The sequence below is a fragment of the Pseudomonas sp. GQ91 genome, from assembly GCF_059758795.1.
In genome coordinates this window covers 88,987-113,520 of record NZ_JCAXED010000002.1, presented here as the reverse complement: position 1 = coordinate 113,520, position 24,534 = coordinate 88,987, and the positions used below count along the sequence as shown (strand labels likewise).

The following is a 24,534-nucleotide window of genomic DNA, read 5'->3' as shown; positions in this document are numbered from 1 at the left end:
GCAGGACCCATGGCAAACGTGCAAAGCGGCAAAATGATCGTCGGTCTCGATATCGGCACCTCCAAGGTGGTGGCGCTGGTAGGCGAGGTCGCGGACGACGGCACGCTGGAAATCGTCGGAATCGGCACGCATCCGTCCCGGGGCCTGAAGAAGGGCGTGGTGGTCAATATTGAATCCACCGTGCAATCGATCCAGCGCGCCATCGAAGAAGCGCAACTGATGGCCGGCTGCCGGATCCACTCGGCGTTTGTCGGCGTGGCGGGCAATCACATCCGCAGCCTGAACTCCCACGGCATCGTCGCGATTCGCGACCGTGAAGTCAGCTCGGCAGACCTGGAACGTGTACTCGACGCCGCCCAGGCCGTGGCCATCCCGGCTGACCAGCGGGTGCTGCACACCCTGCCGCAGGACTACGTGATCGACAACCAGGAAGGCGTTCGCGAGCCTTTGGGCATGTCCGGCGTACGTCTGGAAGCCAAGGTTCACGTGGTGACCTGCGCGGTCAATGCGGCACAGAACATTGAAAAGTGCGTGCGTCGCTGCGGCCTGGAAATCGACGACATCATCCTCGAGCAACTGGCTTCGGCCTACTCGGTACTGACCGACGACGAAAAAGAACTGGGCGTGTGCCTGGTGGACATCGGCGGCGGCACCACCGACATCGCGATCTTTACCGAAGGTGCGATCCGGCACACCGCGGTGATCCCGATTGCCGGCGACCAGGTCACCAACGACATCGCGATGGCGCTGCGTACACCGACCCAGTACGCCGAAGAAATCAAGATCCGTTACGCCTGCGCCCTGGCCAAGCTGGCCGGCGCCGGTGAAACCATCAAGGTGCCCAGCGTGGGCGACCGCCCACCGCGCGAACTGTCGCGCCAGGCCTTGGCCGAAGTGGTCGAGCCGCGCTACGACGAACTGTTCACCCTGATCCAGGCGGAACTGCGTCGCAGCGGTTATGAAGATTTGATCCCGGCCGGCATCGTGCTGACCGGTGGCACCTCGAAAATGGAAGGCGCGGTCGAACTGGCCGAGGAAATCTTCCATATGCCGGTGCGCCTGGGCGTGCCCCATGGCGTGAAAGGCCTGGGCGACGTGGTGCGCAACCCGATTTATTCCACCGGTGTGGGCTTGCTGTTGTACGGCCTGCAAAAGCAGACCGACGGCATTTCCCTGTCGGGCATTGGCAGCCGCGAAAGCTATAGCAGTGACGAAGCCAAAGCGCCGTTGCTGGAGCGCCTGCAAGCCTGGGTGAAAGGCAACTTCTAACGAAGTTAGCTGCAAGTTGCAGGCTACAAGTTTCAAGAAGTATGGGTTTCAAACCTGCGGCTTGTAGCTTGCAACTTGAAGCTTCTACAGCACCAAAAGCAGCATGAAATACGTTGTAAGCAGTAGGCGAAAAAACTAGAGAAATGAAAGGAGAGGGAAAATGTTCGAACTCGTAGACAACATCCCCGCCAGCCCGGTCATCAAAGTGATCGGCGTCGGCGGTGGCGGTGGCAACGCTGTCAACCATATGGTCAAGAGCAACATTGAAGGCGTTGAATTCATCTGCGCCAACACTGATGCCCAGGCCCTCAAAAGCATCGGTGCACGCACCATCCTGCAATTGGGCACAGCGGTGACCAAGGGCCTGGGTGCTGGCGCCAATCCGGAGGTCGGCCGTCAAGCCGCGCTGGAAGACCGCGAGCGCATCGCGGAAGTACTGCAGGGCACCAACATGGTGTTCATCACCACCGGCATGGGCGGTGGCACCGGTACCGGTGCTGCGCCGATCATTGCCGAAGTGGCCAAGGAAATGGGGATCCTCACCGTCGCGGTGGTGACCCGTCCGTTCCCGTTCGAAGGCCGCAAGCGCATGCAGATCGCCGATGAAGGCATCCGTCTGCTGTCCGAAAGCGTCGACTCGTTGATCACCATCCCCAACGAGAAGCTGCTGACCATCCTCGGCAAGGACGCCAGCCTGCTGTCGGCTTTCGCCAAGGCTGACGATGTACTGGCCGGTGCCGTTCGCGGTATCTCCGACATCATCAAGCGTCCGGGCATGATCAACGTCGACTTTGCCGACGTCCGTACCGTGATGAGCGAAATGGGCATGGCGATGATGGGCACTGGCTGCGCCAGCGGTCCGAACCGTGCACGTGAAGCCACTGAAGCGGCGATCCGCAACCCGTTGCTGGAAGACGTGAACTTGCAAGGTGCACGCGGCATTCTGGTGAACATCACCGCCGGTCCGGACCTGTCCCTGGGTGAGTACTCCGACGTGGGTAGCATCATCGAGGCGTTCGCTTCCGAGCACGCGATGGTCAAGGTCGGTACCGTTATCGATCCGGACATGCGCGACGAGCTGCACGTGACGGTGGTTGCCACTGGCCTGGGCGCAAAAATCGAGAAGCCTGTGAAGGTCATCGACAATACCGTCCACACCAGCCAGGCCACGGCTGCCGCTCCAGCGCCTGCTCGCCAGGAACTGCCGTCGGTGAACTATCGTGACCTGGATCGTCCGACCGTGATGCGCAATCAGGCTCAGGCCGGTGCTGCGGCATCCCGTAGCCCGAATCCGCAAGATGATCTGGATTATCTGGACATCCCGGCATTCTTGCGTCGTCAGGCCGATTAATGGAATGTATCAGGGCTATGAAGGTGATTGGTGTTCAGCAAAGGTCTGGTCTGCTATTATCGCCAGCCTTTGTTGATACCAGTTCGCAATTTGCGCTGAAGCGGTCCAAGCCATGATTAAACAACGCACCCTGAAGAATATTATCCGTGCCACAGGTGTAGGTCTGCACTCCGGGGAGAAGGTATACCTGACCCTCAAACCCGCACCTGTCGACACCGGCATTGTGTTTGTTCGTGCCGACCTGGACCCTGTGGTGCAGATTCCTGCTCGCGCGGAAAACGTTGGCGAAACCACTATGTCGACCACATTGGTCAACGGTGACGTCAAAGTGGACACGGTGGAGCACTTGCTCTCGGCCATGGCCGGTTTGGGCATCGATAACGCCTACGTCGAGCTCTCCGCGTCCGAAGTCCCAATCATGGATGGCAGCGCCGGACCCTTCGTATTCTTGATTCAATCTGCCGGCCTGGAAGAACAGGACGCAGCCAAGAAGTTCATTCGCATTCTGCGGGAAGTGACAGTGGAGGACGGCGACAAGCGCGCCACCTTCGTCCCGTTCGAAGGCTTTAAAGTGAGCTTTGAGATCGATTTCGATCACCCGGTATTCCGTGACCGCACACAAAGTGCAAGCGTGGATTTTTCCAGCACTTCGTTCGTAAAAGAAGTCAGCCGCGCCCGTACCTTTGGTTTCATGAGTGATATCGAGTACCTGCGCAAGCACAACCTCGCACTCGGCGGCAGCGTTGAAAACGCCATTGTGGTCGACGCGGATGGTGTACTGAACGAAGACGGCCTTCGCTATGAAGACGAATTCGTGAAGCACAAGATCCTCGATGCAATCGGTGACCTCTACCTGCTGGGCAATAGCCTGATAGGCGAGTTCAAAGGCTTCAAGTCGGGCCATGCACTGAACAACCAGCTCCTGCGCAAGTTGATTGAGCAGAAAGACGCTTGGGAAGTCGTGACCTTCGAAGATGCCAGCACCGCACCGATCTCTTACATGCGTCCCGTTGCGGCGGTGTAAGTAACAACTCTCTTTCTTTAGTTTTTAAAGGCTGCCTTCGGGTGGCCTTTTTTTCGTTCCGGATAAACCCTTATCCGGGGGCCCTGGCGTCAACGGTGCAGTTGCGCCCGGCATTTTTCGCTGCATACAACGCCTGGTCGGCACTGAGCAGCAGTTGCTCCAGGGAGGGCGGCCCCTGCTTGTCCCAGGTGCTCAGGCCAATACTCACGGTAATCGGTCCGTCGCTTCCCGACACCCAGGGCAGGTTTTCGACGCGGTCGCGGATATGCTCGGCGATCACTCGGGCGCCCTTGGCGTCGGTATGCGGCAGGATCACCGCAAATTCTTCTCCCCCATAACGCGCCGCCAGATCGGCGGGACGGCGGATGTGATTGCCGATCACCCGCGCCACGTTGCGCAACGCGTCGTCACCGGCCTGATGGCCATGGCGGTCGTTGAAGGTCTTGAAGTGGTCAACGTCGATCATCAACAGCGCCAAGGGTTCGCTGGAGCGTTGGGCGCGGTCCCATTCCAGGCGCAGCCGCTGGTCCAGGATGCGGCGGTTGGCCAGGCCGGTGAGGGCGTCGGTGGCTGCCAGTTCTGACAGGACCTGCTCGGCGCGGTAGCGCCGCCGCAGCTCCAGGCGCAACATCCAAGTCAGCCATAAAAGGCCGATACACAGCACACCGGTGGCACCAGCGGTGAGCCACGCCGCGCGCCTCCACGCCGCGAACACGTCGTCGTTGGACAAGGCCACCACCACGATCAAGGGCAATTGTCCGACATTGGTAAAGGTAAAGAGCCGCAACGTGTCGCTGGTCGCGGAGACCGCCCTGAAGCTGCCACTGCCTTCTTGCAACATGCGTTTGAAGTTGGGGCGGGAACTCAGGTCTTTATCGATCATGTTGCTTTCCAGCAATGGTTGCTGGGCCAGCAAAATGCCTTGGTTGTTCAGCAGGTTGATGGTATTGCCGCTACCGATGGTCAGGCTGCTGAACAACTGGTCGAAATACGCCAGGCGCATGCTCGCCACGGCAACGCCGGCAAACTCGCCATTGGGCCCGGTCACCCGGCGGCTGAATGCAATACGCCACACTTGATCGCATTCGCAGTGGATCTTGAACGGGCGACTGATGAACAGTCCCGCTTCGGGGTTTTTCAGGTGGGTCTGGAAGTAATCACGGTCGACGAAATTGCGCGGCGTGGGCGTCAGCGTAGAAGAGTCGGCTATCACCTGGCCGGCGTTGTCGAGCAGCAGGACTTCCCCCTTGTAGGGGGCCGCGATGGACTGATCGAATTGCAGTTGGTGCCGAATCTCGGCCGGCACTTGCGACAAATCGTGGCTCGCCGCTGTAATCAGCCCTTGCAGCGCCAAGTCATACAGCTCGACGTTACGCAGCACATCTGCATTGATCAGTTGGGTGATGTTGTTGGTGGAACGCTGAGCGGTCTGTAACGTGCTGGCATGCTCGCGGATCAGCAGCACGGCGATGATGATCATGATCAACGCGACAGTGAGGCCACTGCCCAGAATCAACAATAGCTCCGGGCGTGCAGGCAAGTTTTGGGCGCGGCGTTGACTCATCGGACTGACTTCAGCGGTAACAATGATGGCAGTTTAGTTCGGCGCGTTGAAAATTAAGTCATTGGCGAAAAAGAAAATTCATCTTCAGAACCTCAATATCAAACCGGCAAAACAATCCCAAACGTATTCCCACCCTCTTCACTTCGCACAAACACATCCCCCCCGTGCATCAACGCAATGGCCTTGACAATGGCCAACCCCAATCCATGATTAGCCCCACTGTTACTGCGAGAAGCATCCACCCGATAAAACCGCTCAAACAACCGCGGCAGATGTTCGCTGGCAATCGGTTCTCCAGGATTGGTCACCCCGATCGCGACCTGACGTTCCTGCACCTCGATCGACACCTCGATAACCTGCCCCGGCGCTGTATGCTGCACAGCATTACTCAGCAAGTTGATCAGCGCCCGGCGCAAGTGCGCTTTTTCAATCCGCACCTGGGCATCTCCCGTCACCTGTACCCGAACTTGCGCGTCTTCAAGAATGAAATCCAGATAATCGAGAGTGGTCGCCACCTCGTCAGCCAACGAGCTGTCAATCAGTTTGGTCGCCTTGCTGCCTTGGTCGGCGCTGGCCAGGAACAACATGTCATTGATGATTGACCGCAGCCGCTCCAGCTCTTCCAGATTCGATTGCAGGACTTCGAAATAATGCTCCGCCGAGCGACCACGGGTCAGCGCCACTTGTGTCTGGCCAATCAGGTTAGTCAGCGGTGAGCGTAATTCGTGGGCGACATCGGCGTTGAACGATTCCAGGCGCGAGTAGGCCAGTTCCACCCGGCCCAGGGTAGAGTTGAAGGCATTGACGAATTGCTTGAGTTCCGGCGGCAGCGGCGACAGGTGCAGGCGTCCGGAGAGTTTCGGGGGCGCCAGCTTCTGTGCTTCATCCGAGAGTTTGATCAGCGGCTTGAGGCCGATTCGTGCGACCCAGAAGCCCAGCACTGACGCGAGCGCCACGCCGACAAACGCCAGGCTGATCAAGGCCACCAGCAACCGCTGTTGGGTGTGGCGAAAATTCTCGGTGTCAATGGCTATCATGAAGCGTAGTGGCGGACGCTGGTCCTTGGCCGGGAACTGGCTGACCAGCACTTTGAACGGGTGAGTGTAGCCCGGCAGATGCAAATCGCGCTTGCCGGTCGGACCTTCGGCGACCTTGCGAATCCGCGCATCCGGGGCACCGTATTCATAGGCCGGATCGCTGCTTACTACCCAAAAGCGGATGCGCTTGTCTTCCTCGCCCAGCAACTTGAGTTTCCCAGTCATTTTCACCCAGTGCTCGGGTGTGCCGAAACGCGTGATCGAGGACTCCAATACGCTGTAGCGAGCGTCCAGTTCGGCACCTGGCAGCAGCCCGAGGCCACGGTCCACTTGCTGATACAACGCGCCGCCGATCAGCAGGAAGATCACCAGGGCCACCAGGGTAAACATGCCGCTCAGGCGCAAGGCGATGGAGTTAGTCGACACTGCGGTTCTCCAGCACATAGCCCATGCCGCGAATTGTGTGCAGAAGCTTGTGTTCGAATGGCCCATCGAGCTTGGCCCGCAGGCGTTTGATCGCCACTTCGACAACATTGGCGTCGCTGTCGAAGTTGATGTCCCAGACCATTTCTGCAATGGCCGTCTTGGACAGGATTTCGCCTTGGCGCCGCGCCAGGACACTGAGCAGCGAGAACTCCTTGGCGGTCAGATCCAGACGAACCCCGCCACGGCTGGCCTTGCGGCTGATCAGGTCGATCCACAGGTCGGCGACACTGACTTGCACCGGTTCGTGGCCGCCGCTACGCCGTGTCAGGGCTTGTAGGCGTGCCACCAGTTCGAGGAAGGAAAAGGGCTTGCCCAGGTAGTCATCGGCGCCTTCGCGCAGGCCGCGAATGCGGTCCTCCACGCGTTCTCTGGCGGTGAGCATGATCACCGGCGTCTGCTTGCGCGCCCGCAGTGCCCGCAATACGCCGAAGCCATCCAGGCCAGGCAGCATCACATCCAATACGATCACCGCGTGATCGTTCTCCAACGCCATGTGCAACCCCTCGACACCGTCACGCGCCACGTCGACGGTATAGCCTTGTTCGGTCAGGCCGCGATGCAGGTAATCAGCGGTTTTTTCTTCGTCTTCAATAATCAGTACGCGCATGACCCAGCCTCAATGTGTGGTCGCCAACCCAAGAGCCGGTTTGGGGCTGTGGAAAAGTTTCTCAAGGTACAAGTATATGACTGGCGTGGTGAACAGCGTCAGCGCCTGGCTCACCAGCAGCCCGCCCACCACTGCGATGCCCAACGGTTGGCGCAGTTCGGCGCCGGGGCCGGAACCGAGCATCAGCGGCACGGCACCCAACAGCGCGGCAAGGGTGGTCATGATGATCGGCCGGAAGCGAGTAATACAGGCCTCATAGATCGCCTCACGAGGCGCCAGCCCGCGGACGCGCTGGGCTTCAAGGGCAAAATCGATCATCAGGATGCCATTTTTCTTGACGATACCAATCAGCAGCACCAGGCCGATCAGCGCCATGATCGAAAAGTCCTGGCCCAACAGCCACAGCATGATCAGCGCCCCCAGGCCGGCAGAGGGCAGAGTCGAGATGATGGTCAGCGGGTGGACGAAGCTTTCATACAGCACACCGAGAATGATGTAGACCGCCACCAGCGCCGCCAGGATCAACCACGGCTGGCTGGCCAGGGAACTCTGGAACGCCTGCGCCGCACCCTGGAAGCTGCCGATGATAGTACTCGGCATACCGATTTCATTTTTCGCCTGGTCAAGCATGAACACCGCATCGCCCAGGGCCACGCCTGCCGCCAGATTGAACGACAGATTGGCCGCCGGGAACATGCCGTCATGACTGATCGACAAGGGCCCGGACGTCGGCGGATCGACCCTGGCCAGCGCCGACAGCGGCACCATCTCTGCGCTGAGCGGTGAGCGCAGGTAGAAATAGTTCAGGCTTTCGGCCTTGCCCCGTTGTGCGGTGTCCAGCTCCAGCACGACTTGGTACTGGTTGGTTTCAGTCTGGAACTCATTGACCTGGCGTTGGCCGAAGGCGTCATACAACGCCTGGTCGACATCGGTGGCAGTCAGGCCGAAACGGGCCGCAGCCTGGCGGTCAATGCTGATGTGGGTGATGCTGCCGCCCAGTTGCAGATCGTTGGACAGGTCACGAAAGGCCGGGTTGGTCCGTAGTTTTTCGGTCAGGCGTTGGGTCCAGGTGTTCAGCGTCGCGCCGTCATTGCTCTTGAGTACATATTGATACTGGCTGCGGCTTGGGCCAGAGCTGAGGTTGATATCCTGGCCTGCCCGCAGGTACAACACGATCCCAGGCACCTTGGCCAGTTTGGCGCGGATACGATCGATAAACTGGCTGGCGGATACATCGCGCTGGCCACGGTCTTTCAGGGCAATCCAGAAGCGACCGTTGGCGATGGTCTGGTTGCTGCCGGTCACGCCCACGGCATGGGAAAAAGCTTCGACGGCCGGGTCGGCCTTGATGATTTCGGCCAGGGCCTTGTGCTTGGCAACCATGTCCGGGTAGGACACATCGGCGGCGGCTTCGCTGGTGCCGAGGATAAAACCGGTGTCCTGCACCGGGAAGAAACCCTTGGGGATAAAAACGTAGCCGGCGACTGCCAGTCCCAGCGTCAGGGTAAAGATGCCGAGCATCAGGCGCGGATGTGCCAGCGCCCGGCGAAGGTGTCGGGCATAGCCGGCCTGCAGGCGCTCGCCGAAACCAGGTTGGTCGTGGGGACGATGTATTGGAGCGTTCATGAACAGTGCCGCCAGCATGGGGGCCAGGGTCAGGGACACGACCACCGAAATCAGGATGGTCGAAGTCGCCGTCAGGGCAAACTCCTTGAATAACCGGCCTACCACGCCACCCATGAACAGCAGCGGAATAAACGCCGCCACCAGGGAAAAGCTGATGGACACCACGGTGAAGCCAATCTCGCCGGCGCCCTTGATTGCCGCTGCGCGTCTGTCCAGCCCTGCTTCAAGGTGGCGATGAATGTTCTCCACTACCACAATCGCATCGTCCACCACGAAACCCACGGCAATCACGATGGCCACCAGTGTCAGGTTGTTCAAGCTGAAACCCATCACATACATCAAGGCAAAGCTGGCGATCAGCGACACGCCGAGCACACTGGACACAATCACCGTGGCCGACCATTGGCGCAGGAACAATGCCATCACCGCGACCACCAGCAGCACTGCGATCAGCAAGGTGATTTCCACTTCATGCAAGGAAGCGCGAATGGTCTTGGTGCGGTCCGACAACGCGTTGACCTGCACCGACGCGGGCAACATCGCCTCCAGGCGTGGAAGTTGTGCCTGGATGCGCTCCACGGTATCGACGATATTGGCGCCCGGCTGACGGAAGATCACCAGATTGACCCCGGGCCAGTCGCCGGACCAGGCCTGCACGTAGGCATTTTCCGAACCATTCACCACCCGCGCTACATCCCGCAACTGTACGGGGGCACCGTCCTTGTAGGAAACGATCAACTCACCGTATTCCTCGGGATGAAACAATTGATCGTTGGTCGCCAGGGTGGACACGCTGTTCTGTCCAAACAGGGCGCCCTTGGCCAGGTTCAGGCTCGATTGCTGGAGTACCAGGCGAATGTCCGCCAGGGTCAGGCCGATGGCGGCGAGCTTGTCCGGCGAGGCTTGCACACGAATCGCCGGGCGTTGCTGGCCGGTGATGCTGATCTGGCCAACCCCGTCGATCTGGCTGAGCTGACGGGCCAGCAAGGTTTCCACATAGTCGCTCAGCTCGGTGCCGGGCATGTTGTCGGAGCTGACGCTGAGGATCAGCACCGGACTGTCCGCCGGGTTGACCTTGCGCCAGGTCGGCAGGTTGGGCATATCACTGGGCAACTTGCCGGCCGCCGTATTGATGGCCGCCTGGACCTCTTGCGCGGCGGTGTCGATGCTTTTTTCGAGGCTGAACTGCAGGGTCAACAGGGTAGAGCCCAAGGCGCTGCTGGAGGTCATCTGGCTCATGCCGGGGATGGCGCTGAACTGCACTTCCAGGGGCGTGGCCACTGAGGATGCCATGGTGTCGGGGCTGGCGCCGGGCAGTTGGGCGCTGACCTGGATGGTCGGGAACTCCGCTTCGGGCAATGGTGCGACCGGCAGGCGCGGGAAGGCGATCAGTCCCAGCAGCACCAGGGCGAAGGTCAAAAGCAGGGTGGCAACCGGATGGTCGACGCACCAGGCGGAGATTGAACCCTGGCCCTTCATGGCGCAGGCTCGGCCTGGGCGGTCTGGATGACTTGAGGCGGGTCCTTGAGGATCTCCACCCGGACGCCGGCCTTGAGCCGTGACTGGCCGTCGCTGACCAATACATCACCGGCCCGTACGCCCTGGATGCTGCTCAAGTCGCTGTTCTGATAGCGCACTTGCACCGGCACGATGTCCACCTTGTCACCGTTGATCCGGTACACGAAGTGCGAATCCAGGCCCCGCTGGACCACCGTTGGCGGCACCACCAGGGTGCCTTTGTCGATCGCCGTCTGGATCTTCACCGTGACCAGTTGGCCCGGCCAGAGTTTTTGCGCAGTATTTGTGAACTCGGCCTTGGCACGGAGAGTTCCAGTGGTGGCGCTGATCTGGTTGTCGATCAGGCGCAGGCGACCTTCGCCCAGCAGATCGGCGGTTGGGCCGTCGGTTTCAGCGCCCATGTACGCGTCGACACTGGCCGGGTGTTGCGCAGTGATCAAGCCTTGCAATGTCGGCAACATCTGTTGCGGCAGCGAAAACTCGACAGCGATCGGGTCGATCTGGGTCACGGAAAACAACCCCTGGGCATCGCTCATGCGCAGGAAGTTGCCTTCATCCACGCTGCGTATGCCGACGCGACCTGTGACGGGTGAATGGATTTGTGTGTAGGACAGTTGCACCTGGGCCGCATCGATAGCCGCCTGGTTACCCAAAATCGTGGCTTTGAGCTGGTTGACCAGCGCTTGTTGTTGATCGTAGGTCTGCCTGGATACGCCATCGTCGACACTCAGCAACTTGTAGCGCTTGAGATTGATCAATGCCACTTGCAGTTGCGCCTGACTCTCCCCCCGTTGGGCCCGGGCCAGGTCGAGATTGGCGCGGATCGAACGGTCGTCGAGGGTTGCGAGCAAATCGCCAGCTTTGACCAGTTGTCCTTCCTTGACCAGCAAACGGGTGAGAATGCCGTCGATTTGCGGCCGGATCACCACGCTGTGCAGCGACAGCACCGAACCGATGCCGGTGATATAACGCGGCAAGTCTTGCTCCACGACGTTTATCACCCGCACTGGCACCGCGCTGGAGCTTGCCAGGCGAGTCTTGGCCGGTCGGGTCAGCGCCCAGGCCACGACAGCCAGCACCACGATGACACCCACGATCAATAGCGTTTTTTTTCGAATGTGCATGCTGTCAGGCGCCAAGGCAGGAGGCTTAAAGATTGGGGGATATTTATAGCCTGCTGACCCGGTCAGGAAAGTGACCGCTATCTGACAACCGTGTCAGCAAACGCGCGACCATTCATACGGCGATGATCAAAGATTCAGGCTGCGCAGGTATACTTCCCGCCAGCGTGACTCGCAATTCGGGTCCGCGTCACTTTTTGTACTCCCCGGAGCTTTCATGAATTCCCCGACACAACCCCTTGTCGACGCGCTCGCAGCCGTTGAACAAGCCGACGCTGACAGCCTAGAAACAGCAGCGAAAACCGAGATCCCGGCATTCAAGTTTCCCTTCAAGCCGGGCGAGCTGGCCGGGGCCAAGAATGCAGCCCAGCCTTGGTACAAAAACGGTGCCAAGAACGGCCACACCAAGTCCCCGGGCATGGCGCCTCCGGGTACTCGCCGCTCGATGGGTAAACGCTGAGATTAATAAGTCGCACGCGGGATCAGATGCTGCCTACGGCTTCTGCTGATATTTCTACTTGTAGGCCTACGACCGTTTCTTGAAAGCTTGCACCGTCTCTGCTCCCCCGGCTCTATTCTCCGGGGCTGGGTGGGGGGAGGTTGGTCTTTCCAGAAAAGGCGTTGCCCATGGCCCTGATAAACATCTGTGTAGTACTTGCCCTAGTGCTTTCGTTGGATGTCGCTACGGCCCTTGATCAGCCACGGCGCGAAATCCGTTTTGCCGTCGCCGCGCAATTCCCCCCTTTTCAGAGTCGAAACCCGCAAGGGCGGTTGGTCGGCCTGAACATCGACCTGGGCAACGCGTTGTGCATGCAACTGAAGGTGCGATGCATCTGGGTTGATCAGGTGGTTGTCGAAAACTTCCCCGCCCTTGAAGCCCGGCAATTCGACGCGATCATGGGGATGGCCCCCACGTCCGCACGACGGCGCTGGGTGAGTTTTACCGATAATCTCTATCCTTTCACCACGCGTCTGGTCGCGCGTAGAACCTCAGGCCTGATGCCCACCGCAAGCTCGCTCCAGGGTAAGCGTGTCGGCGTATTGCTGGGGAGCAATCGCGAAGCCTTTGCCCGGTCGAAATGGGCGCCCGAGGGCGTGATCGTCAAGAGTTTCTGGCTCAATGACGAGTTGGTGCGCAGCCTGGTGGCGGGCGATATCGATGCGACCTTGCAAGGCACTGTGGAGATTCGGAATGCGCTGCTCGACACCGACGACGGGTTGGCGTTCGACTTCTTGGGCCCGGCGGTTTCGGCAGAGTTGCTGGGCGACGGTGTGGCGATCGCGGTGCGCAAGCTCGATACGGCGTTGCGCGCTGAACTTAACTGCGCCCTTGCACAACTGATGCAGTCCGGCGAATACCAGCGGATCATCCAGCCCTATCGCCTTGAAGCACCGCCCTCTGGGCGTTAAGCCGCGCGCAACGGGATAAACGCATAGTTGGCCGGCACCTCAGTGGCAATCCGGGCCCCGGCATCCAGTATCTGTTCGGCAATATCCATGCCCGACACATGAAACACCCACTCATTGGCCATCGACGGCTGATCGGCCGCCAGCTCCAGCGCCTGGGCAAACGCGCCCATGTCCGGCAGGTAGGCGGTAAACCCGTCGCCCTTGAGCGCCGTGGTGCGAATGCCCAGCAGGGCGCAGACCGCCTCCTTGGCCTGTACGTCGTCACGGTCGGCCTGGCGTGAACGGCGGATCAATGCCGCCAGCTCCAGATCCATCAACTCGCCGCCCGCGATCAGTAGCGGGCCCTGTTCCCAGGATTGCGGTGGGCAATCCTTGGCGGCGGGGTTCAGTGGGATATGCGGGTTGATCTCCATCGGGTAGATGCGGCACACCAACGGGCGGCGCTCATAGATGCGGCACAGGTTGTCTTCGTCAAGATTCCGGCAGCGTCCTGCGTTGTAGGCGGCAAAGGTGATTGCCACAAACGCGTCGGTGGTGCCGCTGGGCACCACCACTGAACGGCGTTCGGCATGCTCGCGTTGCTGCGGCGGCAGGCCCAGGCCATTACCCAGGAAACCTTCCACCAGGACAATCACATTGCCGCCGTCCGCCGCCCACATCCGGGCTTCATCGAGGGTCAGGGGGACATGGTGGTCGGTGCAGCATTTGCCGCATCCTACGCAGGAAAAGTGGGTGGTGGTCATGGGAGTCTGTCACCAGGCTAGGTCAGAAGGCGCATGGGCGCGGTGACGGGTTTACACCTCTGTCCACCGTACGGACCTTGTGCGAAGCAAGTTATGCGCCAGCCTGTCAGTCCTCGGTCAGCCGATCGCGCAGCACAAACACCATGCCCGCACTTTCATACAACTGACGGGCGCGGGTATTTGACTCGCGCACCTTGAGATCGACAAAGGCCTCGCCGCGCTGTTGGAACACCAGGAAACTGTGCAACAACAATGCACGGCCCAGGCCTTGCCCCTGGGCCGTGGGGTGAATAGCCAGGCTTTTGATGAAGGCGCTGGTCCAGCATTGCGCTACACCCAGAATACCGTGGGCGTTGCTGGCGACCAGGCATAGTTTCGGGTCGAACTCGGCATCGGTGACGAACTGTTGACGCCACTGCGCCAGGCTACCCACACGTCCGCCGCCTTGTTCTTGCGCCATGCACAGCACCGCGTGGATCGCCGCAGCCCGCGTTTCGCGGTAGTGGTCCAGGCTAATGCCAGCCGGCCATTGCGGCGCGGGCAGGGGGCCAGTGAGGTCGCGGCGCAACAGCTGGAAGTGTTCGTCCATCGGCTACCGGCCGTGCTGTGGCAGGGACTGCGCGGCCACCACCAGGCACTTGGTAAGTTCCGGCGAGGAAAATTTCGTCAACACCGCGTTGGCGCCGGCCAGGCGGGCTTTTTCACTGTTCATCGCGCTGTCCAGCGAGGTGTGCAGCAAGATGTAAAGGTTTTGGTAATCCGGAGTTTCCCGCAGCGTGCGGGTGAGGGCATAGCCGTCCATCTCGGACATTTCGATATCGGAGACCAGCACGTTGATCTGGTCAGCGGTGCCTTGCAGCTCCAGCAGACAATCGATGGCTTCCTTGGCACTGCGGGCCGTGTGGCATTGCAGGCCGAGGTTGCGCAGCGTGTGCACTGACTGTTGCAGGGCGACCTGGCTGTCATCCACTACCAGAATCCGCGCATGACCGAGTACTTCGGCTTCCTCCATGGTCAAGTCGGTGGGCGCCACTTCAATGGGGGCTGGGGCGATCGCATGGATGACTTTTTCGATATCCAGCACTTGCACCAATGTTCCGTCGACCTGCGTCACGCCGGTGATAAACGCACGACTGCCTCCGGAACCGAAGGGCGGCGGACGAATGTCGGTGGTCATGCAATGCACGATCCGGCTCACCGCCTGTACGTGCAGGCCCTGCTTGGAGCGGCTGATGTCGGTGACAATCAGGCAACCGCCGTCCGGATCGTGCAAAGGCATTTCGCCCAACGCCCGGCTGAGGTCAATCACCGACAACGCGGCACCGCGCAGGGTGGCGATACCTTTGACGTGCGGGTGGGACTCCGGGAGTTTGGTCAGCGGTGGACAAGGGATGATTTCGCTGACTTTGAGCAGGTTGATCGCCATCAGCTTGCCGCTGCGCAAGGTAAAGAGCAGCAGCGAAAGGGAGTCTGCGCGGGCTTTGGTGATGGACATGGCAACCTTCAGTGGATCAGCGGGAACACTCTCTAGAGGGTTATCGACGCGTGTGCGAAAAACTGTAGGAGCGAAAGGGGACGTCTGGTTTTCGCTCCTGCAACACGTCGGCCGGTCTGTGTTCTAGCCCTTCCACACTTGCGGATTGACCAGGTCTTGCGGCCGCTCCCCCAGTAATGCGCTGCGCAGATTGTCCAGGGCACGATTGGCCATGGCTTCGCGGGTTTCATTCGTGGCCGAACCGATATGGGGCAAGGTCACCGCGTTGCTCAGTTGGAACAGCGGCGATTCGGTCAAGGGCTCTTGCTCGTACACATCCAGTCCGGCACCGCGAATCCGCCGGTTTTGCAGGGCTTCGATCAGCGCCGGCTCGTCGACTACCGGGCCACGGGAGATATTCACCAGAATCGCACTGGACTTCATCAGTCCCAGCTCGCGATGGCTGATCAAGTGCCTGGTGTTCTCGCTCAACGGCACCACCAGGCAAACGAAGTCGGCCTCGCTCAGCAATTGGTCGAGATCGCGAAACTGTGCGCCCAGCTCTTGTTCCAGGGCAGTCTTGCGGCTGTTGCCGCTGTAGAGGATCGGCATGTTGAAACCCAGGCGTCCGCGCCGGGCGATGGCCGCGCCGATATTGCCCATGCCGACGATCCCCAGCGTCTTGCCGTGTACATCACAGCCAAACAACGGTGCGCCGACGCTGGCTTTCCACTGCCCGGCCTTGGTCCAGGCGTCCAGCTCGGCAACCCGGCGGGCGCTGCTCATCAGCAGGGCGAAGGCCAGGTCGGCGGTGCTTTCGGTCAGCACGTCCGGAGTGTTGGTGAGCATGATCCCGCGTTCATTGAAGTACGCCAGGTCGTAGTTGTCGTAACCCACCGACACACTGGAGACCACTTCCAGATGGCTCGCGCCTTCAAGCTGTGCCCGTCCCAGCTTGCGACCGACGCCGATCAGGCCGTGGGCGTGGGGCAGCGCTTCGTTGAACTGGGCGGCAATATCGCCAAGCTTGGGATTGGGGGCGATGACGTCGAAATCCTGTTGCAGGCGTTCGATCATTTCGGGCGTGACACGGCTGAAAGCAAGAACAGTCTTTTTCATCGGGAGCGGGCTCATCGGCACGAAGGGATGCCAAGCAAGCTAACATTTATCCCAACGCTGCAAAACTACTCTGTGGCAGCAGGGGCGGGCTTATGTGGGAGCGGGCTTGCTCGCGATAGCGGTTGGTCAGTTACATAAATACTGGCTGACACACCGCTATCGCGAGCAAGCCCGCTCCCACATCACCCGCTCTCTGATTTGCAATGCCTACAGCGGCAGCCGTGTGCTGCCCACATTCCCGCTCAACTCATACGCCACCAATTCAGCCTGATGCGCCGCCAGAATTTCCGGCAATGAACCGCGCAGGTATTCCACCCACGTCTTGATCTTCGCATCCAGATACTGGCGTGACGGGTAGATGGCGTAAAGGTTCAGCTCCTGGGAGCGGTAGTTCGGCATCATCCGTACCAGCGTGCCGTTGCGCAGGCCTTCGATGGCTGCATACACCGGCAACAGGCCAACGCCCATGCCGCTGGTGATCGCGGTCTTCATTGCGTCGGCGGAGTTCACCAGAAATGGCGAGCTGTTGATGCTGACGCTTTCCTGGCCGTCGGGGCCATTGAACGCCCATTTGTCCAGCTGGATCACCGGGCTCACCAGGCGCAGGCAAGCGTGGTTGAGCAAGTCACTGGGGCGTTGTGCGCAGCCGTTGGCTTTGACGTAGGCCGGCGAGGCGCAAACGATGCTGTAGGTGATCCCCAGGCGTTGGGACACAAATCCGGAGTCCGGCAGTTCGCTGGCGAGCACGATGGACACGTCGTAACCCTCGTCCAGCAAGTCCGGCACGCGGTTGGCCAGGGTCAGGTCGAACGTCACATCTGGGTGAGTGCGGCGATAGCGGGCGATGGCGTCGATCACAAAATGCTGACCGATACCGGTCATGGTATGCACTTTCAACTGTCCGGCAGGTCGGGCATGCGCGTCGCTGGCCTCGGCCTCGGCTTCCTCGACATAGGCGAGGATTTGCTCGCAGCGCAACAAATAGCGCTTACCGGCCTCGGTCAAGGCGATGCGGCGGGTGGTGCGGTTGAGCAAGCGGGTTTGCAGATGGGCCTCAAGGTTGGAGACCGCGCGCGAGACGTTGGCGGTGGTGGTGTCCAGTTGTGCGGCGGCGGCGGTGAAGCTGCCGGCCTCGGCGACACAACTGAAAGCGCGCATGTTTTGCAAAGTGTCCATGGGGTGCTCTCAGGGGAGATGACAAATTGTGACAGAAAGTTACGCCGTCCAGTGCTCCCTACCAACGGATTATCGCTTGAACGGTAACAAAGATTCACAGGAATACCAGCTTATCGGCATCTGTCCCACCCCCTAGAATTGCGCGACCTACCTGCTTTACCCACCTCAGGAATTCGCCGCAGTGCCGCGTCGCATCAGCAGAGAGCTGAAGACTCTCAGTGTTTGGACCTTATCGCTAGCCATCAGCGGCTGCATCGCAAACGCAGGAATTGCCCCTCAGGGCCAGGTCCTGAACGCCGACCACCTGGTCACCGACGACGCCATCCGGAGCGCCGCGCAGGACGCCCACTGGCCCACCGCCCAATGGTGGCAAGCCTACGGTGACCCGCAACTCAACCGTTGGGTCGACCTCGCGACACACGACAGTCCGAGCATGGCGATGGCCGCGGCGCGGGTGCGTGAGGCGCGGGCGATGGCCGGGATTGCCGAGTCGGCCGAGGCGTTGCAAATCACCAGCGACACCCGCCTCAAACGCCATAACTGGCCTGAGGATCAGTTCTACGGACCCGGCGCGCTAAGTGATGCGAGCACCTGGGACAACCACGCCTCACTGGGCCTGAGCTACGCACTCGATCTCTGGGGTCGCGAGCGTAACGCCAGCGAGCGTGCGGTTGACCTGGCGCATATGCGCGCCGCCGAAGCGCGCCAGGCACGGCTCGAATTGCAGAACAACGTGGTGCGCGCGTACATCCAACTGTCGTTGCATTACGCCAATCGCGATATCGTCGCGGCTACCTTGGCCCAGCAACAGCAGATACTCGACCTGGCCAACCAGCGCCTGAATGCGGGCATTGGCACGCACTTCGATGTCAGCCAGGCTGAAACCCCGTTGCCCGAAACCCACCGCCAACTGGACGCCCTGGACGAACAAATCGCCCTGAGCCGTAATCAACTGGCGGCGCTGGCCGGCAAAGGCCCGGGGACCGGCGCGCACCTGCAACGCCCCAGCCTGTCCCTTGGCGCACCGCTGAAACTGCCGTCCCGCCTGCCCGCACAATTGCTCGGCCAGCGCCCGGACGTGGTTGCCAGCCGTTGGCAAGTCGCGGCACAAGCGCGGGGTATCGATGTCGCTCACGCCGGTTTCTATCCCAACGTCGATCTTGTCGGTGGCCTCGGTTACGTGGCCACCGGCGGCGGCGTGCTGGCGTTTCTGGCCGGCAGGAAATTCAACTACAACGTCGGTCCGGCGATCACTTTGCCGATCTTCGACGGCGGTCGTCTGCGTGGGCAATTAGGTGCAGCCAGCGCCGGCTATGACATCGCTGTCGCGCATTACAACCAAACGTTGATCAACGCCCTCAACGACATCTCCGACCAGTTGATCCGCCGCGAATCCATGTTCAAGCAACAAGGCTTCGCCGCGCAGTCGGTGGCTTCGGCACAGAAAACCTACGACATCGCCATGATCGCCTACCAGCGCGGCCTCACCGACTACCTCAATGTACTCAATGCCCAGACCTTGCTGTTCCGCCAACAACAGATCCAGCAACAGGTCCAGGCCGCGCGTTTGAGTGCCCATGCCCAATTGGTCACCGCGCTGGGCGGGGGCCTGGGGGCCGGCGACGACGTTCCGGCTCCCGACACAACCCTACCGAGCCAGACCCCGGCGGCATTCGCCGTGTTTGATCACTGATCAGGTTGCCCATGACTCCCTTGCCTGCACCGCTGCGTTGGCTGCATTCCCTGGAATGGCAGCGTGGTTTTTTCGACTGGGCACGCAGCGACGGCGTGACCTGGGTCTACATCTTCAAAGTGCTGATCGCGGCGTTCCTGACCTTATGGCTGGCGATGCGCCTGGAGCTGCCGCAACCGCGCACCGCGATGATCACCGTGTTTATTGTGATGCAGCCCCAGAGCGGACAGGTGTTTGCCAAGAGCTTTTATCGTTTGCTCGGTACCCTCGCGGGCTCGGTGGTGATGGTGCTGCTGATCGCCTTGTTCGCGCAAAATACCGAGTTGTTCCTCGGCTCATTGGCGATCTGGGTCGGCCTCTGTTCGGCGGGCGCGGCGCGTTATCGTAATTTTCGCGCCTACGGTTTTGTGCTGGCCGGCTACACCGCGGCCATGGTCGGCTTGCCGGCCCTGGCCCATCCCGAGGGTGCGTTTATGGCGGCAGTGTGGCGCGTACTGGAAATCTCCCTGGGGATTCTCTGCGCGACCCTGGTCAGTGCCGCGATCCTGCCGCAAACCGCCAGCGCCGCCATGCGCAACGCCTTGTACCAGCGCTTCGGGGTGTTCGCGCTGTTTGTCACCGACGGCCTGCGCGGGCGAAGTCAGCGCGATGGTTTTGAACGCAGCAACGTGCGCTTTATCGCCGAGGCCGTGGGGCTGGAAGGGCTGCGCAGCGTTACGGTGTTTGAAGACCCGCACATGCGTCGGCGTAATGGTCGTCTCAGTCGCCTGAACAGCGAATTCATGGGCGTCACCACGCGCTTCAACGCGTTGCATCAGTTGCTTCAGCGGCTGCGCACGGATGCGGCGGACCACGTGGTCGGCGCGATCAAACCCGGCCTGCGAGACCTCGCCGAAGTGCTCGACGGATTCTCCGGGCGGGCCCTCACCAGCCTCGATGCAGCACGCCTGGTGATTCAACTGAGCGCCTACAAGGACGGCTTGCCCGCCAAGGTGCGCAGCCTGCGCGCGAGCTTCCAGGAGGGCAACCCGAGCGAAGCCGAGCAGTTGGACTTTCATACTGCCTACGAACTGCTTTACCGCTTCGTCGACGATCTGCACAACTATGCACAGACCCACGCTTCCTTGGCCGAACACCACCATGTGCGTGAACAATGGGACGATACCTTTATCCCGAAAACCAACTGGCTGGCCTGCGCCGCCTCGGGTATTCGCGCCTCGTTCATCCTGATCGTACTCGGCAGTTACTGGGTGGCGACTGCCTGGCCCAGCGGTGCGACCATGACCCTGATCGCCGCCGCGACCGTCGGCCTTTCCGCCGCCACGCCCAACCCGAAACGCATGGCCGTCCAGATGGCCTGCGGCACCTTGATTGGCGCCGTGGTGGGGTTTGTCGAAATGTTCTTCGTGTTCCCCTGGATCGACGGTTTCCCCTTGCTGTGTGTGATGCTCGCCCCGGTGATTGTGTTCGGCGCCTTCCTTTCGTCACGAGCGCAATACGCCGGTGTCGGCCTGGGTTTGCTGATTTTCTTCAGCACCGGTTCGGTGCCGGACAACCTGACGATCTACAACCCCTACAGCTTTATCAATGACTACATCGCGATGATCCTCGGCATGCTGGTGTGTGCCGCCGCGGGTGCGATCATCCTGCCGCCCAACAGTCCGTGGCTGTGGCGCCGCCTGGAGCGCGACCTGCGCGAGCAAGTGGTCTACGCCATCAGCGGCAAGCTCAAGGGCCTGGCATCGAGTTTCGAAAGCCGCACCCGCGATCTGCTGCACCAGGCCTATGGCTTGGCGGCCGGCCAGCCGTTGGTGCAGCGCCACTTGCTGCGCTGGATGTTGGTGGTGCTGGAGGTCGGCCACGCGATCATTGAACTGCGCAAGGAGCAGGCGATCCTGCCGGTGCACCCGGCCTACGCCGAGTCCCAGCCCTGGCGCCAGGCGATCCGCGTGATGGGCCGCTCGCTGGTGCGCCTGTTCCTGCAACCCGGCCAGAGCAATCTTGAGCGCGCGCTGGTGGCGGTCGATCACGCCATCAGCCGTGTGCAGGCCACCGACGAACCTTTCGCCCCGCACTTCGATACGTCGGCCCTGCGCCGGGTGAAAAGCTACCTGCACTTTATCCGCACGTCCTTGCTGGACCCGCAATCGCCGCTGGCGGCTTATAAGCTTGAAGGATCCACCGATGCCTCGTGAAATCGCATTCCATGGCATTTACATGCCAAGCATGAGCCTGATGTTTTTGATCGCGGCAGGACTCGCCTGGGCGCTGGATCGGTTCCTGGCGGGTTTTGACCTGTACCGTTTTTTCTGGCACCCGGCGTTGCTGCGCCTGAGCCTGTTCGTTTGCCTGTTCGGCGCCTTGTCGCTGACCGTCTACCGTTGAGAATGTCCCGATGAAAAAGTTCTTCAGCCTGCTCGCGACCCTGTTGGTGCTGGCCCTGGCGATCTGGATTGGCCGCACGCTGTGGGTCCACTACATGCACACCCCGTGGACCCGCGATGGCCGGGTGCGCGCCGACATCATCAACGTTGCCGCCGACGTCACTGGCGAAGTGGTTGCTGTCCCGGTGCGGGATAACCAGTTGGTGAAAAAGGGCGACCTGCTGATGCAGATCGATCCCGAGCACTACCGGATCGCGGTGAAGCAGGCGCAATCGTTGGTGGCGTCACGCAAGGCCACGTGGCAGATGCGCAAGCTCAACGCCCACCGGCGTGCCGACCTCGACGCCCTGGTGATCTCCAGGGAAAACCGCGACGACGCGAGCAACATCGCCGACGCTGCGCTGGCCGATTATCAACATGCGTTGGCGCAACTGGAGGCCGCCGAACTCAATTTGAAACGCACCCAGGTGCTGGCGGCGGTGGACGGGTATGTGACCAATCTGAATGTGCATCGGGGGGACTACGCGCGTATCGGTGAAGCGAAGATGGCGGTGGTGGATAGGCATTCGTTCTGGGTCTACGGGTTTTTCGAGGAAACCAAGCTGCCGCGGGTGAAGGTCGGGGATAAGGCCGATATGCAGTTGATGAGTGGCGAAACCCTGAAAGGGCACGTGGAAAGCATCTCGCGGGGGATCTACGACCGTGATAACCCAGAGAGTCGGGAGTTGATTGCGGATGTGAATCCGACCTTCAACTGGGTGAGGTTGGCGCAGCGGGTGCCGGTGCGGATTCATATTGACGAGGTCCCGGACGGGGTGCTGCTGGCGGCGGGGATTACCTGTACCGTGGTGGTTGAGCCGACGTTGGACTGAGTGTTGGGGTTGCCGTCCGAGATCCAGATCCATCCCCTGTAGGAGCGAGCTTGCTCGCGAAGATATTCCAGGCGCATCGCTGCGTTGAATGTAGGTTTTTCGCGAGCAAGCTCGCTCCTACAGAGCACAGCACTGGCTCCGAGGGCATTACAACGTTTTATTCAGCCCAAAGCGTTTCATCAGCACTTTTTCCAGCAAACCCTTGGGCAGCAGCGCCGCCATCAATGGCAATGCCCGGCTGCCGTTGCCTGAGCGCAGCAGGCGCGGTGGCGATGGCTGCTGCACGGCCTTGAGCACTTCTGCGGCAAACACCACGGCGGGTGTCGGCTTGTCCTGGGACGCCTGACTGCGTGCGCGGATGCTTTCGCGCATTGGCCACCATGGCGATTGTGGATTGATCAACAATTCAGCCTGGGTGCCGGCGTTTTTCGCGAAGTGGGTATCGATAGCCCCAGGCTGCACTTCCATCACCCGCATGCCAAAGGGGGCCAGCTCCATGCGCAGCGCATCGCTCAACGCATGCACGGCGGCCTTGGACGCGCAGTACGCGCCGGCAAACGGGGTTACCAGCACGCCGGAAACGCTGCCGATATTCACCACCAATCCCCGGCGTTGGCGCAGGGCGGGGAACAGCGCCTGGGTCACGCCGACGATGGCAAACACGTTGGTCTCGAACTGTTGCTGCATGGCCTGCGTGCCACCGTCGAGCAACGGGCCCATCGCGCCATAACCGGCGTTATTGATCAGTACGTCCAGCTCGCCGAGTTGTTCCGCCAGTTGGCGCAGCGCGACGCCGTCGTTGACGTCCAACTGCACTGCGGTAAAACCGGCCGCGGTCAGCGCGGCGACGTCTTCGTTACGTCGGGCGCTGGCCCAGACGTCATAACCGGCGGACTTGAAGGCATCGGCCAGGGCGCGGCCAATACCGCTGGAGCAACCGGTGATCAGTACGTTGGGCATGAAGCCGTCCTTTGTCGATGTCAGTCGGAGAAGCTGCCTTGTACATGCTCGGCGCGAAACTCCAGGGTTTGCGGGCGATAGCCGGGACGCAGTGGCGGCACCGGCAGGCAGTCTTGCCAGTTGGCCCCGGCCTGCAATTCGCCGGGGCCACGATAACGGGGAGCAGAATAGACATTTTCCGCCAGGTTCACCGTATCGCCCGGTGCATAGGCTGCGAGGCGCCAGCGCAGTTCGGTCAGGGGCACGTCGGTGCCGTTGTTGAGGGTCAGTTTCAGCGGGCGGTCGGCCGGGCATTCTTCAGGTGCGTAGTTGACGCGCAGTTCCAGGCGCGCCAGTTGCGAGGCTTCGCGGTTGTCCAGCCACACCACCCACATCGCGACGAAAGCCAGGCCAACAGCGGCGGCGAGCGATACTGGCAATGCCTTGGCGGGATAGCGCAGCAGCAGGATCAGCCAGGTAATGATCAGTAGAACGCCGAAGAACATGGAGGCAACCTCGCGGATGGATGAACCATCGTACCTGTGCAGAGGCGATGTTGACCATCCGTGAGGTATGGGCGCCGAGCGCTTTCAGGTGTGCACACAGGCGTGGAACCGATGCATGGGTTTCTGCCACAGAGTAAAAGGAAACACTATGGCCAGGGAATGCCGAGCCTGACTGATCTGGAATCAAGAGGTTTTTATGACAATTGCAGCAACCAGCGGTGCGCCGCTTTCTTCTATCAACACCACGCCATTCAAAGCACCAAGCAGCTTCTCAGGGCCCGTCGCGCAGTTCTTGATGGGGGTGTGCAATACCCGAACGCCGTTCATCATGCAGGCGGGGGACAGGAAAAATAAGCCTCAATCGGGTTCCAACAGCGGCTTTAACTCGAACATGTCAAAACTCGGAACCGCGATGAAAACCGCCGGCGAGTTCGGTATGCATTCAGCGAATAACAAAGTGAAAGTTGCCGGAGCGGCTATGGTCGGGATTGGTCAAGGCATGTCGACGTACTTCGGTTCAAAGAAATAACGCCGCGCTTTAAGCAGCAAGCCCCCGTTCAACCGGCTGCGGATAGGGGACGCAGTCGGCTGAACGGGGGCTTGTTGTACGACACT

At 60.7% G+C, this 24,534-nt stretch carries 22 protein-coding genes; 10 read left to right on the top strand and 12 right to left on the bottom strand.

Annotated features, from left to right (window positions below; all coding sequences use genetic code 11):
• The first annotated feature begins 9 nt into the window (after positions 1–9).
• The 3 genes from ftsA (at position 10) to lpxC (ending at position 3,644) form a co-directional block, all read left to right on the top strand.
• Positions 10–1,269, top strand: coding sequence for a cell division protein FtsA (gene ftsA / locus AC6CIA_RS02635; protein ID WP_339528855.1), 1,260 nt, complete (start codon positions 10–12; stop codon positions 1,267–1,269).
• A gap of 160 nt (positions 1,270–1,429) precedes the next feature.
• The gene (gene ftsZ / locus AC6CIA_RS02630; protein ID WP_169994570.1) at positions 1,430–2,620 is read left to right on the top strand and encodes a cell division protein FtsZ; all 1,191 of its coding nucleotides are present in this window, start codon (positions 1,430–1,432) and stop codon (positions 2,618–2,620) included.
• A 112-nt stretch (positions 2,621–2,732) separates the two neighbouring features.
• Positions 2,733–3,644, top strand: a complete 912-nt coding sequence (gene lpxC, locus AC6CIA_RS02625) for a UDP-3-O-acyl-N-acetylglucosamine deacetylase (protein WP_029297841.1) — start codon at positions 2,733–2,735, stop codon at positions 3,642–3,644.
• Positions 3,645–3,714: 70 nt separating this feature from the next.
• On the opposite strand, the gene AC6CIA_RS02620 is transcribed toward lpxC, so the two are convergent.
• The 5 genes from AC6CIA_RS02620 to AC6CIA_RS02600 all read right to left on the bottom strand — a co-directional run bounded on the left by AC6CIA_RS02620 (position 3,715) and on the right by AC6CIA_RS02600 (position 11,606).
• Complete coding sequence (locus AC6CIA_RS02620) at positions 3,715–5,208, bottom strand: sensor domain-containing diguanylate cyclase (RefSeq protein WP_498310509.1); 1,494 nt, start codon at positions 5,206–5,208, stop codon at positions 3,715–3,717.
• A 98-nt stretch (positions 5,209–5,306) separates the two neighbouring features.
• Positions 5,307–6,671: a heavy metal sensor histidine kinase gene (locus AC6CIA_RS02615; RefSeq protein ID WP_498310508.1), complete on the bottom strand. Its 1,365-nt coding sequence runs from the start codon at positions 6,669–6,671 to the stop codon at positions 5,307–5,309.
• The gene (locus AC6CIA_RS02610) at positions 6,661–7,338 is read right to left on the bottom strand and encodes a heavy metal response regulator transcription factor (RefSeq protein ID WP_498310507.1); all 678 of its coding nucleotides are present in this window, start codon (positions 7,336–7,338) and stop codon (positions 6,661–6,663) included. Before AC6CIA_RS02610 ends, AC6CIA_RS02615 begins: the two co-directional genes overlap by 11 nt.
• A gap of 9 nt (positions 7,339–7,347) precedes the next feature.
• Positions 7,348–10,443, bottom strand: a complete 3,096-nt coding sequence (locus tag AC6CIA_RS02605) for a multidrug efflux RND transporter permease subunit (RefSeq protein ID WP_498310506.1) — start codon at positions 10,441–10,443, stop codon at positions 7,348–7,350.
• Positions 10,440–11,606 carry an efflux RND transporter periplasmic adaptor subunit gene (locus tag AC6CIA_RS02600; protein ID WP_498310505.1) on the bottom strand — a complete coding sequence of 389 codons (1,167 nt, stop codon included), beginning with the start codon at positions 11,604–11,606 and terminating at the stop codon, positions 10,440–10,442. The genes AC6CIA_RS02605 and AC6CIA_RS02600 overlap by 4 nt, the downstream gene beginning before the upstream one ends.
• A 214-nt stretch (positions 11,607–11,820) precedes the next feature.
• Between AC6CIA_RS02600 and AC6CIA_RS02595 the strand changes: the two genes are divergently transcribed.
• Both AC6CIA_RS02595 and AC6CIA_RS02590 read left to right on the top strand, forming a co-directional pair.
• Complete coding sequence (locus AC6CIA_RS02595) at positions 11,821–12,063, top strand: hypothetical protein (RefSeq protein WP_498310504.1); 243 nt, start codon at positions 11,821–11,823, stop codon at positions 12,061–12,063.
• Positions 12,064–12,230: 167 nt separating this feature from the next.
• Positions 12,231–13,013 (top strand): transporter substrate-binding domain-containing protein, encoded by a 783-nt coding sequence (locus tag AC6CIA_RS02590; protein ID WP_498310503.1) that lies wholly within the window; start codon positions 12,231–12,233, stop codon positions 13,011–13,013.
• On the opposite strand, the gene AC6CIA_RS02585 is transcribed toward AC6CIA_RS02590, so the two are convergent.
• From AC6CIA_RS02585 to AC6CIA_RS02565, 5 genes are all read right to left on the bottom strand, one after another.
• Positions 13,010–13,756 (bottom strand): YkgJ family cysteine cluster protein, encoded by a 747-nt coding sequence (locus tag AC6CIA_RS02585; protein ID WP_498310502.1) that lies wholly within the window; start codon positions 13,754–13,756, stop codon positions 13,010–13,012. The two genes, AC6CIA_RS02590 and AC6CIA_RS02585, sit on opposite strands and share 4 nt — an antisense overlap.
• A gap of 106 nt (positions 13,757–13,862) precedes the next feature.
• Positions 13,863–14,345 carry a GNAT family N-acetyltransferase gene (locus tag AC6CIA_RS02580; protein ID WP_498310501.1) on the bottom strand — a complete coding sequence of 161 codons (483 nt, stop codon included), beginning with the start codon at positions 14,343–14,345 and terminating at the stop codon, positions 13,863–13,865.
• A gap of 3 nt (positions 14,346–14,348) precedes the next feature.
• Positions 14,349–15,251 carry a chemotaxis protein CheV gene (locus AC6CIA_RS02575; RefSeq protein WP_498310500.1) on the bottom strand — a complete coding sequence of 301 codons (903 nt, stop codon included), beginning with the start codon at positions 15,249–15,251 and terminating at the stop codon, positions 14,349–14,351.
• A 123-nt stretch (positions 15,252–15,374) separates the two neighbouring features.
• Positions 15,375–16,349: a 2-hydroxyacid dehydrogenase gene (locus AC6CIA_RS02570; protein WP_498310499.1), complete on the bottom strand. Its 975-nt coding sequence runs from the start codon at positions 16,347–16,349 to the stop codon at positions 15,375–15,377.
• Positions 16,350–16,556: 207 nt separating this feature from the next.
• Positions 16,557–17,525 (bottom strand): LysR family transcriptional regulator, encoded by a 969-nt coding sequence (locus AC6CIA_RS02565; protein WP_498310498.1) that lies wholly within the window; start codon positions 17,523–17,525, stop codon positions 16,557–16,559.
• 181 nt (positions 17,526–17,706) lie between these two features.
• Here AC6CIA_RS02565 and AC6CIA_RS02560 point away from each other — a divergent pair, with 181 nt between their 5' ends.
• The 4 genes from AC6CIA_RS02560 to AC6CIA_RS02545 are packed head-to-tail and all read left to right on the top strand — an operon-like array spanning position 17,707 to position 22,474.
• Entirely contained in the window at positions 17,707–19,218 is a 1,512-nt protein-coding gene (locus AC6CIA_RS02560; protein WP_498310496.1) for an efflux transporter outer membrane subunit, read from the top strand.
• A gap of 11 nt (positions 19,219–19,229) precedes the next feature.
• Positions 19,230–21,413, top strand: coding sequence for an FUSC family protein (locus tag AC6CIA_RS02555; RefSeq protein WP_498310495.1), 2,184 nt, complete (start codon positions 19,230–19,232; stop codon positions 21,411–21,413).
• On the top strand, positions 21,403–21,603 hold the full coding sequence (locus AC6CIA_RS02550; protein WP_084376226.1) for a DUF1656 domain-containing protein: 201 nt from the start codon (positions 21,403–21,405) through the stop codon (positions 21,601–21,603). The genes AC6CIA_RS02555 and AC6CIA_RS02550 overlap by 11 nt, the downstream gene beginning before the upstream one ends.
• A 10-nt stretch (positions 21,604–21,613) precedes the next feature.
• The gene (locus tag AC6CIA_RS02545; protein ID WP_498310494.1) at positions 21,614–22,474 is read left to right on the top strand and encodes an efflux RND transporter periplasmic adaptor subunit; all 861 of its coding nucleotides are present in this window, start codon (positions 21,614–21,616) and stop codon (positions 22,472–22,474) included.
• Between the two features lie 147 nt (positions 22,475–22,621).
• On the opposite strand, the gene AC6CIA_RS02540 is transcribed toward AC6CIA_RS02545, so the two are convergent.
• Both AC6CIA_RS02540 and AC6CIA_RS02535 read right to left on the bottom strand, forming a co-directional pair.
• Positions 22,622–23,434: an SDR family oxidoreductase gene (locus tag AC6CIA_RS02540; protein WP_498310493.1), complete on the bottom strand. Its 813-nt coding sequence runs from the start codon at positions 23,432–23,434 to the stop codon at positions 22,622–22,624.
• A gap of 20 nt (positions 23,435–23,454) precedes the next feature.
• Entirely contained in the window at positions 23,455–23,919 is a 465-nt protein-coding gene (locus AC6CIA_RS02535) for a multidrug transporter (protein WP_498310492.1), read from the bottom strand.
• 196 nt (positions 23,920–24,115) lie between these two features.
• On the opposite strand from AC6CIA_RS02535, the gene AC6CIA_RS02530 reads away from it, so the two are divergent.
• Entirely contained in the window at positions 24,116–24,448 is a 333-nt protein-coding gene (locus AC6CIA_RS02530) for a hypothetical protein (RefSeq protein WP_498310491.1), read from the top strand.
• Positions 24,449–24,534 lie beyond the last annotated feature (86 nt).

Excerpts from the sequence above, each read along its gene's own strand:
- AC6CIA_RS02580 (WP_498310501.1), bottom strand. The coding sequence starts at position 14,345 with ATGGACGAACACTTCCAGCTGTTGCGCCGCGACCTCACTGGCCCCCTG.
- AC6CIA_RS02575 (WP_498310500.1), bottom strand. The coding sequence starts at position 15,251 with ATGTCCATCACCAAAGCCCGCGCAGACTCCCTTTCGCTGCTGCTCTTT.
- AC6CIA_RS02550 (WP_084376226.1), top strand. The coding sequence starts at position 21,403 with ATGCCTCGTGAAATCGCATTCCATGGCATTTACATGCCAAGCATGAGC.
- AC6CIA_RS02585 (WP_498310502.1), bottom strand. The coding sequence starts at position 13,756 with ATGACCACCACCCACTTTTCCTGCGTAGGATGCGGCAAATGCTGCACC.
- AC6CIA_RS02540 (WP_498310493.1), bottom strand. The coding sequence starts at position 23,434 with ATGCCCAACGTACTGATCACCGGTTGCTCCAGCGGTATTGGCCGCGCC.
- AC6CIA_RS02535 (WP_498310492.1), bottom strand. The coding sequence starts at position 23,919 with ATGTTCTTCGGCGTTCTACTGATCATTACCTGGCTGATCCTGCTGCTG.
- AC6CIA_RS02555 (WP_498310495.1), top strand. The coding sequence starts at position 19,230 with ATGACTCCCTTGCCTGCACCGCTGCGTTGGCTGCATTCCCTGGAATGG.
- AC6CIA_RS02565 (WP_498310498.1), bottom strand. The coding sequence starts at position 17,525 with ATGGACACTTTGCAAAACATGCGCGCTTTCAGTTGTGTCGCCGAGGCC.
- AC6CIA_RS02530 (WP_498310491.1), top strand. The coding sequence starts at position 24,116 with ATGACAATTGCAGCAACCAGCGGTGCGCCGCTTTCTTCTATCAACACC.
- AC6CIA_RS02600 (WP_498310505.1), bottom strand. The coding sequence starts at position 11,606 with ATGCACATTCGAAAAAAAACGCTATTGATCGTGGGTGTCATCGTGGTG.
- ftsZ (WP_169994570.1), top strand. The coding sequence starts at position 1,430 with ATGTTCGAACTCGTAGACAACATCCCCGCCAGCCCGGTCATCAAAGTG.
- AC6CIA_RS02620 (WP_498310509.1), bottom strand. The coding sequence starts at position 5,208 with ATGAGTCAACGCCGCGCCCAAAACTTGCCTGCACGCCCGGAGCTATTG.
- ftsA (WP_339528855.1), top strand. The coding sequence starts at position 10 with ATGGCAAACGTGCAAAGCGGCAAAATGATCGTCGGTCTCGATATCGGC.
- AC6CIA_RS02545 (WP_498310494.1), top strand. The coding sequence starts at position 21,614 with ATGAAAAAGTTCTTCAGCCTGCTCGCGACCCTGTTGGTGCTGGCCCTG.
- AC6CIA_RS02610 (WP_498310507.1), bottom strand. The coding sequence starts at position 7,338 with ATGCGCGTACTGATTATTGAAGACGAAGAAAAAACCGCTGATTACCTG.
- AC6CIA_RS02590 (WP_498310503.1), top strand. The coding sequence starts at position 12,231 with ATGGCCCTGATAAACATCTGTGTAGTACTTGCCCTAGTGCTTTCGTTG.
- AC6CIA_RS02595 (WP_498310504.1), top strand. The coding sequence starts at position 11,821 with ATGAATTCCCCGACACAACCCCTTGTCGACGCGCTCGCAGCCGTTGAA.
- AC6CIA_RS02570 (WP_498310499.1), bottom strand. The coding sequence starts at position 16,349 with ATGAAAAAGACTGTTCTTGCTTTCAGCCGTGTCACGCCCGAAATGATC.
- AC6CIA_RS02605 (WP_498310506.1), bottom strand. The coding sequence starts at position 10,443 with ATGAAGGGCCAGGGTTCAATCTCCGCCTGGTGCGTCGACCATCCGGTT.
- lpxC (WP_029297841.1), top strand. The coding sequence starts at position 2,733 with ATGATTAAACAACGCACCCTGAAGAATATTATCCGTGCCACAGGTGTA.